This is a genomic window from Geothrix oryzisoli (genome assembly GCF_022808865.1).
Taxonomy (GTDB): domain Bacteria; phylum Acidobacteriota; class Holophagae; order Holophagales; family Holophagaceae; genus Geothrix; species Geothrix oryzisoli.
Genome location: NZ_JAKZLB010000004.1, coordinates 397,459 through 412,718, shown reverse-complemented (window position 1 = coordinate 412,718; position 15,260 = coordinate 397,459). Strand labels below are relative to the sequence as shown.

Below are 15,260 nucleotides of genomic sequence, written 5' to 3'. Positions count from 1 at the left end.
ATCGAGACGGATGACCAGTCTATCTGAGGAGCGGTCACTCGTACCGGAGCGCCTCGATCGGGTCGAGCTTGCTGGCCTTGGCGGCGGGGTAGAGGCCGAAGACGAGGCCGATGGCGGCGGGAACGGCGAGGGCGCTGACCAGGGCCCAGAGGGGCACGGCGCCCATGGTGCCCAGCAGGGCCTTGCCGATGGCCGCGCCCAGGACGAAGCCCAGCCCCACGCCGATGGCGCCCCCCATGATGCAGAGGAAGGCGGCCTCGATGAGGAACTGCAGCATGATGTCGCGGCGCTTGGCGCCCACGGCTTTGCGCACGCCGATCTCGCGGGTGCGCTCGGTGACGCTCACCAGCATGATGTTCATGATGCCGATGCCGCCCACCAGGAGGGCGATGGAGACCATGCCCCCGGCCACGGCGGTGATGGTGCCGGTGATGCCGCTGATGATGCCGGTGATCTGCTTGGGGCTGAAGACCTTGAACCCGCTGGGTTCGGTGCCGCGCAGGCCCTTGATGCGGCGCAGGGATTCCTCCACCAGCTCGGCGCCGTCATCGGCGGTCAGGCGCGGGTCCACCCGGGCCTGGAAGAAGAGCTGGCGCCGCTGGGCCTCGGTGAGCTGGGCCATGCCCGTGCTGAGGGGGATGAGGATGTTCTGGTCCGGGTCGTTGCCCAGCTGGGCGCCCTGCTCCTCCAGCACGCCGATGATCTCGAGGCTGAGGGTGGGCGTGCTGAGGAGGTGGCCCAGGGGATTGCCCTTGATTCCCAGCTTCTCGATCACCCGGGGGCCGATGATGGCCACCTTGTTCCCAAGGCGCAGGTCCGACGGCACGAAGTTGCGGCCCGCCACGAGGTTGATGCTGTTGAGCTCCAGGTAGGTCTCGTCCGTCATGATCTGGTTGACGTTGGCGCTGCGGCCCCCGGCCTTCACTTCGATGCCGTTGAAGAAGAGGGGCGTCACCTGGGTGATCTGCGGCACCGAGCGGGCCAGCCGCCGCATCTCATCCAGGGTCATGTCCTTGTTCTTGATCTTGGTGTACTCGGCCAGGGGCATGTCCATGGGGAAGACGGGCCGGATGAAGATGGTCTGGCTGCCGGCCCGCTCCACCTGCTTCAGCACACTGGTCTTGAGCCCCTGGACGAGGCTCACCACCACGATGACCGCGGCCACGCCGATGATGATGCCCAGCGTCGTGAGGGCCGAGCGCATCTTGTTGGCCTTGAGGGCGCGGATGGCGGCGGAGAGGGGTTCGCGGACGTCCATTACTTCTTCGCGCCCTTGGTCTTCGCCAGCTCGCTGTCGGACCGGGCCCTCAAGCTCACCGTGGCCTTGTCCTTCAGCTCCTTCAGCTTGCGGATGGGGCCCGTGAGCACCTTGTCGCCCTCGGCGAGGCCTTCCTTCAGCTCGAAGAACTGCGTGTTGGCGATGCCCACCTGCACGGTGTGCTCCTGGGCCTTGCCATTCTTGAAGACGAGGACGATGTTGCGCGAGGCCGGAGCCAGGAGCCCCTGCTTCTGGGCGTCCTCCAGGCTGCCCTCGCGCTCCAGCACGGCCTGCAGGGGCACGCGCAGCACATCCTTGACCTCGTGGGTGAGGATGACGGCACGGGCGCTCATGCCGGGCCGCAGGTTGTCCAGGTCCTCCCGCTGGCCCTGGAGCACCACCTTCACCTTGTAGAGGTTGGCGTCGGTGCCCGTCTTCTCGGTGCCCGTGGCCACTTCGATGACTGAGCCCTGGAAGATCTTCCCGGGCAGGGATTCCACCGTCACCTGGGCGGTCTGGCCCACCTTGGTGCGCACGACTTCGCTCTCGTTGACCTTGATCTCCGCCTGCATCTCGCTCATGTCGGAGATGATCATGAGCGTGGCGCCGGGCAGGTTGCTCATGCCGGGGATGGCGGTCTCGCCCTTCTCGGCCTTGAGGCTCGTGACCCGGCCCGTGATGGGGGCGCGCAGCGTGGCCTTGGACAGGCCGTCCCGCATGGCCTTCAGGTTGGCTTCGCTCTGGGCTACGTTCGCTCTGGCGCTGCTGTAGGACAGCACCGAGCTGTCCCGGGCGAGCTTCTGCTGGCGGAAGTCCTCATCGGACATGAGTCCGTCGCGCCGGAGGGCTTCGTAGCGGGGGAAGCTCTCCACGGCGCGCTTCATGGCGGCCTCGAGGCGGGAGGCGTCCTGGCGGGCCGCATCGAGGGCGCCCTGGGCCTGGGCCTGGGCCTGCTTGAGGCGTTCCTGGTCGATGGTGACGAGCAGGTCGCCGGCCTTCACGTTCTGGCCGTCCTTCACGTGGATGGCCTTGATCTCGCCGGCGACGGAAGTGCCGATGTTGATCTGGGTCTTGGCGCGGATCTCACCGCTGGCGCTGATGGTCTCGCGGACATCGCCGCGGCCCACCGCATCCCAGGAGTAGGCGCTGTCCTCGTCCCGGGCGCCGCCGAAGGCGAGACCCAGGACGAGCAGGGCCACGAGGGCGGCGCCGCCGCTGAGGAGGAGCTTGGTGTTCCGGGAGGCCATCTACTGCGCCCTCAGCAGGCTGAAGCCGAGGGAGAGGATCAGCGGCAGCAGGGCGCCGAGGAGGGCGCCGGCGATCTTCAGGCGGGCCAGATGACGGAGGGCCAGATAGGCCAAGGCGGCTTCCGCCAGGCGGAAGAGATCCAGGCTGAAGAAGAACGCCTGGAGCCGCAGGTTCTCCACATGGAGGAAATACCCCAGGGAGGAGGGCACGATCCGGTCGGGGGTGAGGCCCCCGATGGGCCGCATGAGGCAGATCACGGCCACCAGGAGCAGGAAGGGCAGCTTCACCAGACCTGGCACCACGGCGGCGCTGAAGGTCTGGAGGTAGCTGGGGGCCTCGTCCTCGGGAAGCGCCTTGCCCACCAGCCAGTAGAAGAACCCCGTCGCCGCCAGCACGGCGGGCACGCCGAACAGGGAGCCCAGGATGCCGAAGGGCATGATGAACTTCTTCTGGATGTCGATGATCGTGTCGATCTGGGAAGACTGGATCTGGGGGTTGCGCTCCAGGAGCGGGCGCAGCATCTCATCCACATCCACCTTCAGTCCCCAGATCACGGTGGCCACCAGGCTCACGACGACGATGGCGCCCAGGGCCCAGGCCCAGCTGGGGGCCTTGTTCAGGCGCTGGAAAAGCTCCACGGGGGCGGTGAACACGCCGGCGATCTGATCCATCAGGCTCGGAGGTTGAGGGCGCGGCGCCTCGGGCTGGGTGCCGTACAGGGAGGAGGGCTGCTCAGTCATGGATGTCTCCAGGGGGCTATGGCGGCAAGGATAGAAGACCGCATTGTCCCACCTCTTCTTGTGATGGCTAGAGATCCCATCGGTGGGGTGGAAGGATCCGCTTTCCAGGGCTGACACTTCGTCAAGACCTTCCGGGGAATCCTGGTGGACTGGCGGGCCGGGCCTAAAATGGACCTTTTCCCCCACAGCCTTTCCCATCCTCCCCCTTTCGGAGATCCCATGGCCATTTCCACCAAGTCCGAAGCCCTCATCCAGCAGGAGAACCAGTTCGGCGCCCACAACTACCACCCCCTGGATGTCGTCTGCACCAAGGGCGAGGGCGTCTTCCTCACGGACGTGGACGGCAAGAAGTACATGGACTTCCTGGCCGCCTACTCCGCGGTGAACCAGGGCCACAACCACCCGAAGATCGGCGAGGCCATGATCGCCCAGGTGAAGACGCTGGCCCTCACCAGCCGGGCCTTCCGCAACGACCAGTTCCCCCCGCTGCTCGAGAAGCTCTGCAAGCTGACCGGCTTCCAGAAGGCGCTGATGATGAACAGCGGCGCCGAGGCGGTGGAGACGGCGCTGAAGGCCATGCGCAAGTGGGGCTACGACAAGAAGGGCATCGAGTACGGCAAGGCCGAGATCATCGTGGCCGATGGCAACTTCCACGGCCGCACCACCACCATCGTGGGCTTCAGCACCGATCCCGACAGCACCAGCAAGTTCGGCCCCTTCACCCCCGGCTTCGTGATCGTGCCCTACGGCGATCTGGAGGCTGTGAAGAAGGCCGTCAACAAGAACACCTGCGCCATCTTCATGGAGCCCATCCAGGGCGAGGGTGGCGTCATCATCCCGCCCAAGGGCTTCCTCAAGGGCCTGCGCGAGGTGGCGGACCAGAACCACTGCCTGCTGGTGCTGGACGAGATCCAGTCGGGCCTGGGCCGCACCGGCAAGCTCTTCGCCTTCGAGCACGAGGGCATCCGCCCGGATGGCGTCACCATCGGCAAGGCCCTCAGCGGCGGCTACTACCCCGTGAGCGCCTTCCTGGCCGATGACGAGGTGATGGACGTCTTCACCCCCGGCATCCACGGCAGCACCTACGGCGGCAATCCCCTGGCCTGCGCCGTGGCCAGCGCCGCCCTGGATGTCCTCGTGGACGAGAAGCTGGTGGAGAAGACCGCCGAGCTGGGCCAGCACCTGGAGGCCCGCCTCAAGGGCATGAAGACCGACAAGCTCAAGGAGGTCCGCGTCATCGGCCTCTGGGCCGGCGTGCAGCTCAAGCCCGAGGCCGGCGGCGCCCGGAAGTACTGCTACCTGCTCAAGGACCGGGGCATGCTCTGCAAGGACACCCACGTGGACACCATCCGCCTGGCCCCGCCCCTCGTCATCACCCGGGAGCAGATCGACTGGGCCGTGGACCAGCTGGAAGCGGTCCTCCAGGCCTGAAAAACCAGGGAAGTCACAACCCCATGACTGACGGATCTCCGCAGTGGTGGGAAAATGGAAGGCGTGATCGGGAATTTACCATTCCGCGGAGACGCCCTTCATGCTGAATGCCTTCCTATTCTGCCTGCTGGCCCTGGTTCCAGGAGGGGGCCCGCCGCCCCTGGAACCGGCCGGCGTGCACGCCTCCGGGGCCATCCCCCCGTTCCAGGGGGAACCGGCCCCGCCGGCCTGGGTGCGGCTGGACTCCCACGTCCTGGCGGATCCCGACTGCCGCCACTACGGCTACGAGGTCTATGCCGGCGACACCCAGTGGCTGGTGCGGTACGTGATGTTCCCGGAGGCGCGGGAGGAGTTCCGCGAGATCGAACAGGTCTTCCTGTTTCCGATGCAGAAAGGGAAGGGGAAGGTCGAGCCGGTTGCACCCGCCGATCTGCAGATCGAGCCTCTCGCGGCCCGCTGGAAGGGGCGGGTGTTCAAGCTGGTGGACCGCCGCGACCTGATCCGGGACTGAACCCGGCCGGCCGGAACGGCCGCCCCGGACCTCCCGCCGGAATCGCCTACTCCTTCTTCGGGAACAGCTTCTCGAACTCGGGCTCGTCGTGGAGAAGGGCGAGATCCGGGTCGCGCCAGGCCCAGTCGGAATCGCGGTAGCCCACCCGCCAAGCCTTTGCGAGCGCATCGAGCGCCTCGGGCTTCTGGAGCATCTTGCAGAAGGTGCAGGCGGCGTTGTAGAGGATCAGAGGCTCGTTGGGGCGGAGGGTCATCGCCAGCGTCGCCTCCCGCTTGGCCTCCTCGGAGCGCCCCATCTCGGCGTAATAGGAGGCGACGAGGCCGCGGGCCCGGGCATCCTCGGGCACCTCCCGCAGGTGCGCCTCGAAGGCCTGGACCGCCCGGACCCTCAGGTTGCTCAGGGACTCCTTCTTGGCCAGGGCCCCCAGGGCATTCATGATGGGCGGATAGACGTTGTAGTCGGTCCCGCTGGCCTCGATGGCCTCCTCGGCCAGGCCCGCGACCTCCTGATACAGGCCCGAGGAAAACAGGCAGCGCAGCAGCAGGTAGTAGGCCCCCTCGCAGTCGCGCTTCCGGGTGACCACGCCGCGGACGATCTGGGCGGCATCGAGGTTCTCGCCCCGGGAATAGAGGATCCAGGCCTGGGCCACCATGACCTCGGGCAGGTCCGGCCGCAGCGCCACGGCCTTTTCCGAGGCGGCGCGGGCCCGCTCGATCCAGGTCTGGTCACGCTCGTACAGCCAGTAGCACTGGGCGCAGACGTTCGCGATGGCCGCGTGGGCCTGGGCGAAATCCGGATCCTGCCGCACCGCGTCGTTGAACATCTCCAGAGCGAATTCCAGATCCTGCCGGGTCAGGCGGCGGGCGTAGCTCCGCCCCCTCAGGTAGTGGTCGTAGGCCTGCAGGTTCTCCGTGGGCTTGGCCGCGAGGGCTTCCTTCTCCTGCGGGGTCAGCTTGACGCGCAGCGCCTCGGCGATCTTCCGGGCGATCTCGTCCTGGACCTCGAAGACATCCTTCATCTCGCGGTCGTAGCGCTCGGACCAGACCGGATGGTCGGTGTGGGTGTCCACCAGCTGTGCGTTGATCCTCAGGCGCTCGCCCGCCCGCCGGATGCTCCCCTCCAGCACGTAGGCCGCGCCGATCTGCTGACCGATCTGGGCCGTGGTCGCGGATTTGTCGCGATACCCGATCACCGTCGATCGGGAGAACGTCTCCAGCCCCTGGATCTTCGAGAGCTCGGTGATGATGTCCTCGGTGATCCCGTCACGGAAGTACTCATCCTCCTTGGCGCCGCTCAGGTTCTGGAAGTAGAGGACCGCGACGGAGCGCTTGGCCGGGGCCGGGACACCGCCCTTCGAATCGGTCAGCTCGGCCATGCGCCGCTGGCCCGAATCGAGGTCGCGCTTCAGCCGGAGCAGGTCTGTCTTCAGATCGGTGGCGGTCTGGTAGCGCAGGTTGCGGTCCTTCTCGAGCGCCTTGCCGATCACCTGCCCCAGGGCGGCCGGTATCTCCGGTCTGACCTCGGCCAGGGGCTGCGGATCGCGGTTGAGGATGGCGTCGAACACCACGGCCTGGGTATCACCCTGGAACGGCAACTCGCCGGTGGCCATCTGGTAGAGAATGGCGCCAAGCGAGAAGAGGTCCGTGCGCGCATCGGTCAGCTGCCCGCGGGCCTGCTCCGGAGACATGTAGTGCACGGTCCCGAGCACCGTTCCGGCGACCGTGAGGTCGCCCCGCTCCAAGGAGGTCTCCAAGCGGGAATCCTGGCCGGCCATGGCCAGGTGGTTCGTCCGGGCCGACATCTTGGCCAACCCGAAGTCGAGGATCTTGATCTGCCCCCGGGCATTGAGGATCAGGTTCACCGGTTTCAGGTCGCGATGGACGATGCCCTTGGCGTGGGCCGATTCCAGGGCATCGGCGATCTGGATGCCCAGGTCCACCGCCTCAGCCAGATCCAGGGCCTGATGTCCGATCCGCTTGGCGAGGGTGAGGCCCTCGATCAGTTCCATCACGATGAAGTGCTGCCCTTCGTGCTGTTCGATGGAGTGCACGGTGCAGATGCCGGGATGGTTCAAGGTCGAGGCCGCACGGGCCTCCCGCTGGAAGCGTTCCAGGATCGAGGCATCACGCTGCATGTCCTCGGAGAGGAACTTCACGGCCACCTGCCGCCCGAGCTGGGTGTCCTCGGCCTCGTAGACGATGCCCATCCCCCCGGAGCCGAGCTGGCGCGTGATTCGGTAATGCGACACGGATTTTCCGACCAGTGCATCCGTCGCCATTCTGGTCACCTCAACACTTCACGGTGTTGCCTGTCCCTACATACGCTCCACCAAACACCAGGTCAAGGGTCTGGCTGGGCCTTGATCATCCTTTTTAAAAACAGGTCATGAAATTCGAGTCGGACTTGTTTTTCTTGGTACCCCAAAAGATTTCTTCATCCGGAGGCGGCCTGGATTTGTGACTGATGGCGCTGTGGGGATTCCGGCCCGGGAGTAGCCTGGAAATAGATCTCCCCACAACCTGCACCACGATCTGACCTCCGGGAGGAAGTCCATGGGCCGCAGTCCCTTCGCCACGGGTCTCGACAAGAACCAGGCCAACCACGTCCAGCTGTCGCCGCTCACCTTCATGGAGCGCGCCGCCATGGTCTTCCCGCGCAAGAAGGCCATCGTTCATGGCGACCGGACCATCACCTGGTCCGAGACTTACGCCCGCTGCCGGCGCCTGGCCTCGGCCCTGGTCAGCCGCGGCGTGGAACCCGGCGATACCGTGGCGGCCATGCTCCCCAACGTGCCCGCCATGTTCGAGGCCCACTTCGCCGTGCCCATGGCCGGGGCCGTGCTGAACACCCTCAACACCCGCCTCGACGCGGAGTCCATCGCCTTCATGCTCAAGCATGGCGAGGCGAAGGTGCTGCTGACGGACCGGGACTTCGCCCCGACCATCCGCCGCGCCCTGGAGCTGCTGGAGGGCCGGGAGATCCTGGTGGTGGATGTGGACGATCCCGCCGCCAAGGGCGACCTGCTGGGTTCCATCGAGTACGAGCAGCTCCTCCGGGAGGGCGATCCGGACTTCGCCTGGCAGCTGCCGGCGGACGAGTGGGATGCCATCTCCCTCAACTACACCTCGGGCACCACGGGCAACCCCAAGGGCGTGGTCTACCACCACCGGGGCGCCTACCTCAATGCCGTGGCCAACGTCCTCAGCTGGAACATGCCGCCGCACTCGGTCTACCTCTGGACCCTGCCCATGTTCCACTGCAACGGCTGGTGCTTCCCCTGGACCGTGGCCGCCCTCACCGGCGTCAACATCTGCCTTCGGCAGGTGGAGCCCAAGGCCATCTTCGACCTGATCCAGCGCCATGGCGTGACCCACTTCTGCGGCGCTCCCGTGGTCCTCGGCATGCTCATCAACTCCGCCCACCTCATTCCCGGGGGACTGGGCCACCCGGTGTCCGCCGCCGTGGCCGGGGCCGCACCGCCGGCCGCCATCATCGAGGGCATGGAGAAGCTGGGCGTCAGCATCACCCACGTCTACGGCCTCACGGAGACCTACGGTCCCGCCGGGGTCTGCGTGAAGCGCGAGGAGTGGAACGACCTGCCCCTCGGGGAGCGCGCCCGCCTGAACGGGCGCCAGGGCATTCCGTACCTCCTCCAGGAGGCCATGACGGTGATGGACCCGGCCACCATGGAACCCGTGCCCGCCGACGGCGTGACCATGGGCGAGATCATGTTCCGCGGCAACATCGTCATGAAGGGCTACCTCAAGAACCCCACGGCCACGGCGGAAGCCTTCGCCGGCGGCTGGTTCCACACCGGAGACCTCGCGGTGCTGGAACCCGACGGCTACGTGAAGATCAAGGACCGCAGCAAGGACATCATCATCTCGGGCGGCGAGAACATCTCCTCGCTGGAGGTGGAGGACGTGCTCTACCGCCATCCCGACGTGCTGGTGGCCGCCATCGTGGCCAAGCCCGATCCCAAGTGGGGGGAGGTGCCCTGCGCCTTCGTGGAGCTGAAGGAGGGCGCCACGACGAAGGAGGAGGACATCATCGCCCACTGCCGGGCGCACCTGGCGCGCTTCAAGGTGCCGCCCATGGTGGTGTTCGGGGCCATCCCCAAGACCTCCACGGGCAAGATCCAGAAGTACGTCCTGCGTCAGCGCATGAAGTCCACGGACGCATTGAGCTAGTTCCGTTCACTCATATCTCAGCGCTTCGATCACGTCGAGGTTGGCGGCCTTCAGGGCGGGGAGCAGTCCGGCCACGACGCCCACCAGGCCGCTGAAGCTCAGGCCCAGCAGGATGGCCCAGCCCTCCGTGACGGCCGGGATCTGGAGGCGCCCCAGGAGGTCGACCGCCACCAGGGCCAGCGCGATGCCGAGGAGGCCGCCCAGCACCGAGAGGACCACGGTCTCGCTGAGGAACTGCCAGAGGATGGTCCGTTTCGTGGCGCCCACGGCCCGGCGCATGCCGATCTCCTGGGTCCGCTCGGTCACGCTCACCAGCATGACGTTCGAGATGCCGATCCCCCCGACGACCAGGGAGATGCTCGCGGCGACGGCCAGGAGGGCCGTCAGGATGCCCGCCTGCCGATCCATGGCCTGGACCATCTCGTCCTGCTTGCGGATGTTGAACGGAGTCTCCTGGGAGACGGGTACTTGCAGATGCTGCCGGAGCAGCGCCGTGATCTCCGCCTCGGCGAGTCCCGCCTCGCCCTCGTGCGCGCTGACCATGATCCGCTGGATGGTGTTCCTTCCCATGACCTTCCGCATCACCGTTGTGTACGGGGCCACGACGAGGTCGTCCTGGTCGCCCCACATGCCGGCGCCCTTGCGCTCCAGCAGTCCGACGACCTGGAAGGGGAGCGTGCCGATGCGGATGGTCTGCCCGAGCGGATCGTCGCCGTAGGGGAAGAGGTTGGCCCGCACCGTCTGGCCGATGATGCAGACCAGGGCCTGCCCCTTCACTTCGCCTTCGGTGAAGAAGCGCCCGGCCTCCAATTCCCAGGCCCGGATGGTCTGGAATTCAGGGCCCGTCCCCTGGACGTGGGTGATGAAGGTCGCGTTCTGGTAGATCACCGGCCGCGTGGTCTGGACCTGCGGGGTCGCCGCATGGACGCTGGAATCCTGCAGCTCGGCCTGGATCAGGGCGGCGTCGTCCTCCTTGAGGATCTCGGCGCTGCCCATGGCCTGGGGCCCGTGGTGGGTGTGGGTTCCGGGGGCTCCGGGGAAGATGGTCAGCATGTTGGAGCCCATGTTGCGGATGATCGCGATGGAGGCCCGCTTGGACCCCTCGCCGATGCCGATCATCGCGATGACGGCTCCCACTCCGACGATGATCCCGAGCATGGTCAGGATGGTCCGGAGCTTGTTCCGGGTGGTGGCGGTCAGGGCCTCCTTGACCAGTTCGAGAACCCCCATGGGCGCCTCTCTCCGTGGATCACCATTCTATCGCCCAGGTCCAGCCGGGGCGGCCGCCGGCGTCCGGAAGCGCGCCAGCAGCAGGCCGGCGGCGAGGGAGATGCCGAAAGTGGCCACCCACACCGCCCGGGGGCCGACCTTGGCGTAGGCCAGCACGCCCAGCCAGGGGCCCAGGGCCAGCGCCGCGGCGAAGCAGAGGGAGAGCAGGCCCATGTACTCGCCGCGGCGGTCCGGCGGCGCCAGGGTGGCCACGGCGTCGCTCATGGCCGGGAAGAGGGTCATCTCGCCGAAGGTCCAGATCACGGTGGTGAGGATCAGTGTGGTGGGCCCCGTGGCCCAGGCCATGAGGCCGAAGCCGAAGGCGAGGAACAGGGACCCCAGGAGGAGCTGGCGGCCGTGGGGCCAGCGGGCCATGGCCAGGTTGAGGGCCACCTCCAGGGCGACGATGAGCAGGGTGTTCACCGTGAACAACAGGCCGTAGAAGCGGCTGCCCAGGCCCAGGTCGCGCACCACCCAGAGCGGCAGCGTGCCCTCGATCTGGAAGAACACCATCAGCATGGGGATGAAGGGCAGCAGCAGGAAGGCCAGGCGGCGATCCCGCCAGGGGCTCGCGCCCGGCGCGTGGCCGTGCGGCATGGCGGGCCGGGGCCGCGTCTTCAGGAGCAGCCCCAGCAGGACCGCGCCCGCCAGGGTGCTGAGGCCGTCGGTCCAGAACACCCAGGTGTAGCTGTGGTGGGCGATGACGCCGCCCAGGGCCGGGCCTACGGCCATGCCGAGGTTCACGGAGAGGCGGTGCAGGGCGTAGACCGCCTTCCGCTGTTCCGGTGCCGCGAGGTCCGCCAGCAGGGCCATGGCGCTGGGCCAGAAGGCCTGGGTGAGGCCGGCCCAGAGGAAGATCAGGGCGAAGAGCAGGAGTTTCGTGGTGGCGAAGGGGATGATCAGCAGCAGGGCCCCGGAGGTCCACAGGCTGGCCTTCAGCACGTGGACGTGCCCCAGCCGGTCCGCCAGCCGGCCCGCGAAGGGGCCCGCCGCCAGCGCGCCGGCTCCGTAGACCATCATCCCGAAGGCGGCCTCTTCCGGGGTCCAGCGGCGGCCCTGGGTGAGGTAGAGCACCAGGAAGGGCAGGGCCATGGTGCCCAGGCGATTGACCAGGGTGCTGGCGCAGACCAGCCAGACTTCGCGGGGGAGGCCGCGGAGGCCTTTCCAGGGGTTCATCGGTGGGTCTGCTCCTCAGGGGGCGGGAGGTGGGTTCCGGCCTTCGGCCGGTCGCTGCGGCACCACTCGCTCCAACTGCCGACATAGAGGGCGGCGCCGCGGAGACCGGCGACCTCCAGCGCGAGCAGGGTGTGGCAGGCGGTGACGCCGCTGCCGCAGTGGACCGTGAGGCGGTCCGGCGGCGTGCCCGCCAGGAGGGCCTCGTACTGGGCGCGCAGGTCTTCGGGCGACTTGAAGCGGCCGTCGGGGCAGAGGTTGTCGTTCCAGGCCAGGTTGACGGAACCGGGGATGTGGCCCGCCACGGGATCCAAGGTCTCGAGGTCCCCCCGCCAGCGCTCGGCCGCGCGCACGTCCAGCAGCTTGCGCGTGCCATCGCGCCGGATCGCCTCCACCGCCTCGGCCTCCGCCAGGGGCAGACGCCAGCGGTCCGCCGGGTACGGGTCCCGCGGAGCCGGAACCGGGAGCTCAGCCGTCAGGGTCAGGCCTGCTTCGAGCGCGGCCTGCAGGCCGCCATCGAGCACAGCGACGCGCTTGTGGCCCAGGGCCCGCAGCATCCACCAGAGCCGTGCGGCGGCGTTGCTGCCGCCGCTGGCGTCGTAGGCCACGACCTCCGTGTCCGGCCCGATGCCCCAGGCGCCGAGCTGGGCCGCGAACCGCGCCGCGGGGGGCAGGGGGTGGCGCCCGCCCCGGGCGGGGTCGTGGGTGGCATCCGAGGCGGTGCTGAGCTGGCGGTTCAGGTCCGCATGAAAGGCTCCAGCCAGGTGGCCGGCGGCGTAGTCTGCGGAATTCTGGCGGGCGTCGATCAGCCGGATCGAGGCAGCGCGTTCCTGGAGGCGGGTGGCGGAGATCAGGGACATCCGACCAGTATGAAGTGGCCGGGCCGGGCATTAACCTGAAGACTGACCCTGGAGCTTGGGCAGCGCCCGTGCTGCCGAGGAAGGCCCGGGAGGGAGCCCCCCATGTCCGACACCTACGTTCCCGAATCCCGCTGGCGCACGGCCGGCGCGGCGGCCCTGGTCGCCGGCGGCTTGCTCCTGGTGGGCCTCGTGGCCTTCCGGGGCCTCAAGGCCGGGGATGGAGGCGGAGCCACCGCGGGAGCCGATGTCCGCCAGGTGGCCTTCCGGGATTCGGAGGGCGTCCGGCACACCCTGGCGGAGTACCGGGGCAAGGTGGTGGTGGTGGACGTGTGGGCCACCTGGTGCCCGCCCTGCCGCAAGTCCCTGCCGGAGGTGGCAGAACTCCAGAGGGCCGGCGGCGACCGCTACGTGGTGCTCCCCATCTCCGTCGACCGGCGCGGCTGGGAGGACGTGAAGCCCTTCCTCGCCCAGAACCCGCAGCTGGGCCTCAAGGCTTTCATTCCAGACGGGGCGGAGGGCCTCGGGCCTCTCGGTGAGATCCGAGGGATTCCGACGACGCTCATCATCGATCGTGAGGGCCGGGTGCTGAAGAGCTGGGCGGGCTACGGCGAAGGCATGGCGAAACGGGCGCTGGACGAGGCCCTGAAGGGGCGCTGAGGTGGCCGCCGCGCCGGCTCCGGGCCAGGCGCCGGTGGATGGCTGGGCCGTCTGGGCCCGGCCGCTGGGCTGGCTGGCGCTGATCGTCTTCGGCCCGCTGGCCCTCCTGGCCACGCCCCTGGCCTTCCTGGTGGTGACCTGGCTCGTGCTGGTGATCCTGGCGGGCTGGACCCTCCTCGTCGCCGCCTTCATCGGCGCCCTGGCCGGCGCGGCCACTCCGGTGACGGCCTGGCTGGAATTCCACCTCCGCGCCTGGGTGGCCCGCTTCGCGCCGGACCCAGGCGCCCTCTGGCTGCACTGGGCCCGCCAGTCCCACCGGATGAACCTGGCCCACCGGTGCCTGGACCGCGCCGCACGCCTGGGCGGGGCCGAGGCCCTGTTCCAGGAGGGCCTGGCCTTCCTGGAAGGGGGCTTCGGCCAGGGCGGCCAGAGCGCCGCCCTGGTCCGCCTGCGCCGGGCCTCGGAACTGGGCCACGCAGAGGCCGCCTTCCGGCTTGCGGAGGCGCTGCGGACCGGGGACGGGGGCCCGTCCGACCCCGTCCAGGCCGAAGCCTGGTACCAGCGGTCCGCGGCGGCCGGCTGGGGGTCCGCGGCGGCCTGGCTGGCCCAGGCCTACGCCCATGGGGATGGGGTGGCGCCCGATGAGGAGCGGGCCCGGTATTGGGCCGGCCTCGCGGCGCGCCTGAAGCCCCACGCCCCGCCGAGCCGCAGCCTCCTGCGCCATGACGCGGCCCCGGAGGATGCGCTGGTGCGCCTGGGTGGACAGACGGCCGCCCGGGTCGGGACCGCCGCCGAGCGGGTGCTGGCCCACCGGGCCGGGCGTTGGGCGCTGGGCCTGGGAGCGGCGGCCCTGGCCTGTCTCGCCCTAGGGACGGCGGGGGCTTTCTTCTGGACCGGGTCTGCGGGCCTCTTCCACCTGCCCCTGCTCATGCTCGTGCCGCCGGGGCTCCTGCTGGCCTGGCAGGCGTGGCGCCTGCGCCGCGAGGGGCCGCGGTCGGGGCGGGACCGGCTCCGGGAGGCGGCGGAGGCCGGGGATCCGGACGCCTGCTACCGTCTGGGCCTGGCCTACCGCCAGGGGAGCCCCCGCCGGCCCAAGGACGACCTCAGCGCCACGGTCTGGTTCCGCCGGGCGGCGGAAGCGGGACACCGGGGCGCCATGGAGGCGCTGGCCGAGGCCTACCTGGGGGGGCATGGCGTCCTGCGGAATCCCCGCGAGGCGGCCCGGTGGGCGGAAGCCGCCCGGCCGGGGCGGCCTAGTCCCTGATCAGGGCGGCGACGGAGGCGACGACCTGCTCCGGGGCCGCGTCCGTGGGCAGGCAGGGATGGTCCCCGGGGATGGCTCCCCCGACTCCCAGGAAGGGCAGGCCCGCGGCTTGGGCGGCAGCCAGGTCGTGGGGGCGGTCGCCCACATAGAGGTGCGGGCCCGGGCCATCTTCCAGCGCCCGCCGGAGCAGGTCCGCGCGGTCGTGGCGCGGCAGGGACCCCAGGCGGGGGATGGCGGGATCGATGCGCAGGGCATCCGCCTTGAAGGCCAGCAGGTCCGGGGCGTTGCCCGAGACCAGCCAGACCAGGTGGCGCTCCGCCAGCCGGTGCAGGGCTTCGATGATGCCTGGGTAGGCCACCGCCTCCCGGCAGCCAGGTGCGAACACCGCCTGGAAGCGCTCCACGCAGGCAGCCTGGTAGGCCGCGTAGCCGGGCTCGTCGAGCCCGGAACCGAACCGCAGGCGGTGCAGCTCGTCCACGATCTCCCAGTCCGTGGAGCCCGTGCAGCGGCCGAGGTCCTCCGCCGTGGGCGCGGTGCCCCAGAGGCCGCCCAGGGCCTCCCTCAACAGCACGAATCCGGAACTGAAGTGGCCGAGGGTCCCGTCGAGGTCGAAGCAGAGCGGCATGGCCCAGGATCGCATGAGATGGCATCCTCGAAGG

At 69.0% G+C, this 15,260-nt stretch carries 13 protein-coding genes; 5 read left to right on the top strand and 8 right to left on the bottom strand.

Translation table 11 applies throughout. From position 1 onward, the window contains the following. Positions 1–34 precede the first annotated feature (34 nt). Genes MLE43_RS13075 through MLE43_RS13065 form a run of 3 tightly spaced genes read right to left on the bottom strand, consistent with a single transcriptional unit; the run spans position 35 to position 3,246 of the window. Positions 35–1,258 carry an ABC transporter permease gene (locus MLE43_RS13075; RefSeq protein WP_243304738.1) on the bottom strand — a complete coding sequence of 408 codons (1,224 nt, stop codon included), beginning with the start codon at positions 1,256–1,258 and terminating at the stop codon, positions 35–37. After that, positions 1,258–2,505: an efflux RND transporter periplasmic adaptor subunit gene (locus MLE43_RS13070; protein WP_243304735.1), complete on the bottom strand. Its 1,248-nt coding sequence runs from the start codon at positions 2,503–2,505 to the stop codon at positions 1,258–1,260. The genes MLE43_RS13075 and MLE43_RS13070 overlap by 1 nt, the downstream gene beginning before the upstream one ends. Next, positions 2,506–3,246, bottom strand: a complete 741-nt coding sequence (locus MLE43_RS13065; RefSeq protein ID WP_243304732.1) for a YIP1 family protein — start codon at positions 3,244–3,246, stop codon at positions 2,506–2,508. 219 nt (positions 3,247–3,465) lie between these two features. On the opposite strand from MLE43_RS13065, the gene rocD reads away from it, so the two are divergent. Continuing rightward, entirely contained in the window at positions 3,466–4,677 is a 1,212-nt protein-coding gene (gene rocD, locus MLE43_RS13060; protein WP_243304730.1) for an ornithine--oxo-acid transaminase, read from the top strand. A gap of 100 nt (positions 4,678–4,777) precedes the next feature. Further along, positions 4,778–5,188: a hypothetical protein gene (locus MLE43_RS13055; protein ID WP_243304728.1), complete on the top strand. Its 411-nt coding sequence runs from the start codon at positions 4,778–4,780 to the stop codon at positions 5,186–5,188. A 46-nt stretch (positions 5,189–5,234) separates the two neighbouring features. On the opposite strand, the gene MLE43_RS13050 is transcribed toward MLE43_RS13055, so the two are convergent. Continuing rightward, positions 5,235–7,436: a protein kinase domain-containing protein gene (locus MLE43_RS13050; protein WP_243304726.1), complete on the bottom strand. Its 2,202-nt coding sequence runs from the start codon at positions 7,434–7,436 to the stop codon at positions 5,235–5,237. A 304-nt stretch (positions 7,437–7,740) separates the two neighbouring features. Between MLE43_RS13050 and MLE43_RS13045 the strand changes: the two genes are divergently transcribed. Further along, complete coding sequence (locus MLE43_RS13045) at positions 7,741–9,378, top strand: acyl-CoA synthetase (protein ID WP_243304725.1); 1,638 nt, start codon at positions 7,741–7,743, stop codon at positions 9,376–9,378. Between the two features lie 6 nt (positions 9,379–9,384). Here MLE43_RS13045 and MLE43_RS13040 read toward each other — a convergent pair whose 3' ends face one another. Genes MLE43_RS13040 through MLE43_RS13030 form a run of 3 tightly spaced genes read right to left on the bottom strand, consistent with a single transcriptional unit; the run spans position 9,385 to position 12,680 of the window. After that, positions 9,385–10,608, bottom strand: coding sequence for an ABC transporter permease (locus MLE43_RS13040; RefSeq protein WP_243304723.1), 1,224 nt, complete (start codon positions 10,606–10,608; stop codon positions 9,385–9,387). Positions 10,609–10,635: 27 nt separating this feature from the next. Next, complete coding sequence (locus MLE43_RS13035) at positions 10,636–11,823, bottom strand: MFS transporter (protein ID WP_243304721.1); 1,188 nt, start codon at positions 11,821–11,823, stop codon at positions 10,636–10,638. Further along, complete coding sequence (locus MLE43_RS13030) at positions 11,820–12,680, bottom strand: sulfurtransferase (RefSeq protein WP_243304719.1); 861 nt, start codon at positions 12,678–12,680, stop codon at positions 11,820–11,822. Before MLE43_RS13030 ends, MLE43_RS13035 begins: the two co-directional genes overlap by 4 nt. 102 nt (positions 12,681–12,782) lie before the next feature. On the opposite strand from MLE43_RS13030, the gene MLE43_RS13025 reads away from it, so the two are divergent. Further along, the gene (locus MLE43_RS13025; RefSeq protein ID WP_243304717.1) at positions 12,783–13,337 is read left to right on the top strand and encodes a TlpA family protein disulfide reductase; all 555 of its coding nucleotides are present in this window, start codon (positions 12,783–12,785) and stop codon (positions 13,335–13,337) included. 1 nt (position 13,338) lies between these two features. Continuing rightward, positions 13,339–14,601, top strand: coding sequence for a hypothetical protein (locus MLE43_RS13020; RefSeq protein ID WP_243304714.1), 1,263 nt, complete (start codon positions 13,339–13,341; stop codon positions 14,599–14,601). On the opposite strand, the gene MLE43_RS13015 is transcribed toward MLE43_RS13020, so the two are convergent. After that, positions 14,591–15,241: an HAD family hydrolase gene (locus tag MLE43_RS13015; RefSeq protein WP_243304712.1), complete on the bottom strand. Its 651-nt coding sequence runs from the start codon at positions 15,239–15,241 to the stop codon at positions 14,591–14,593. The genes MLE43_RS13020 and MLE43_RS13015 overlap by 11 nt on opposite strands. Positions 15,242–15,260 lie beyond the last annotated feature (19 nt).

Bases quoted from the DNA above. Each gene is read 5' to 3' on its own strand.
- MLE43_RS13075 (WP_243304738.1), bottom strand. From the start codon at position 1,258: ATGGACGTCCGCGAACCCCTCTCCGCCGCCATCCGCGCCCTCAAGGCC.
- MLE43_RS13070 (WP_243304735.1), bottom strand. From the start codon at position 2,505: ATGGCCTCCCGGAACACCAAGCTCCTCCTCAGCGGCGGCGCCGCCCTC.
- MLE43_RS13065 (WP_243304732.1), bottom strand. From the start codon at position 3,246: ATGACTGAGCAGCCCTCCTCCCTGTACGGCACCCAGCCCGAGGCGCCG.
- rocD (WP_243304730.1), top strand. From the start codon at position 3,466: ATGGCCATTTCCACCAAGTCCGAAGCCCTCATCCAGCAGGAGAACCAG.
- MLE43_RS13055 (WP_243304728.1), top strand. From the start codon at position 4,778: ATGCTGAATGCCTTCCTATTCTGCCTGCTGGCCCTGGTTCCAGGAGGG.
- MLE43_RS13045 (WP_243304725.1), top strand. From the start codon at position 7,741: ATGGGCCGCAGTCCCTTCGCCACGGGTCTCGACAAGAACCAGGCCAAC.
- MLE43_RS13040 (WP_243304723.1), bottom strand. From the start codon at position 10,608: ATGGGGGTTCTCGAACTGGTCAAGGAGGCCCTGACCGCCACCACCCGG.
- MLE43_RS13035 (WP_243304721.1), bottom strand. From the start codon at position 11,823: ATGAACCCCTGGAAAGGCCTCCGCGGCCTCCCCCGCGAAGTCTGGCTG.
- MLE43_RS13030 (WP_243304719.1), bottom strand. From the start codon at position 12,680: ATGTCCCTGATCTCCGCCACCCGCCTCCAGGAACGCGCTGCCTCGATC.
- MLE43_RS13025 (WP_243304717.1), top strand. From the start codon at position 12,783: ATGTCCGACACCTACGTTCCCGAATCCCGCTGGCGCACGGCCGGCGCG.
- MLE43_RS13015 (WP_243304712.1), bottom strand. From the start codon at position 15,241: ATGCGATCCTGGGCCATGCCGCTCTGCTTCGACCTCGACGGGACCCTC.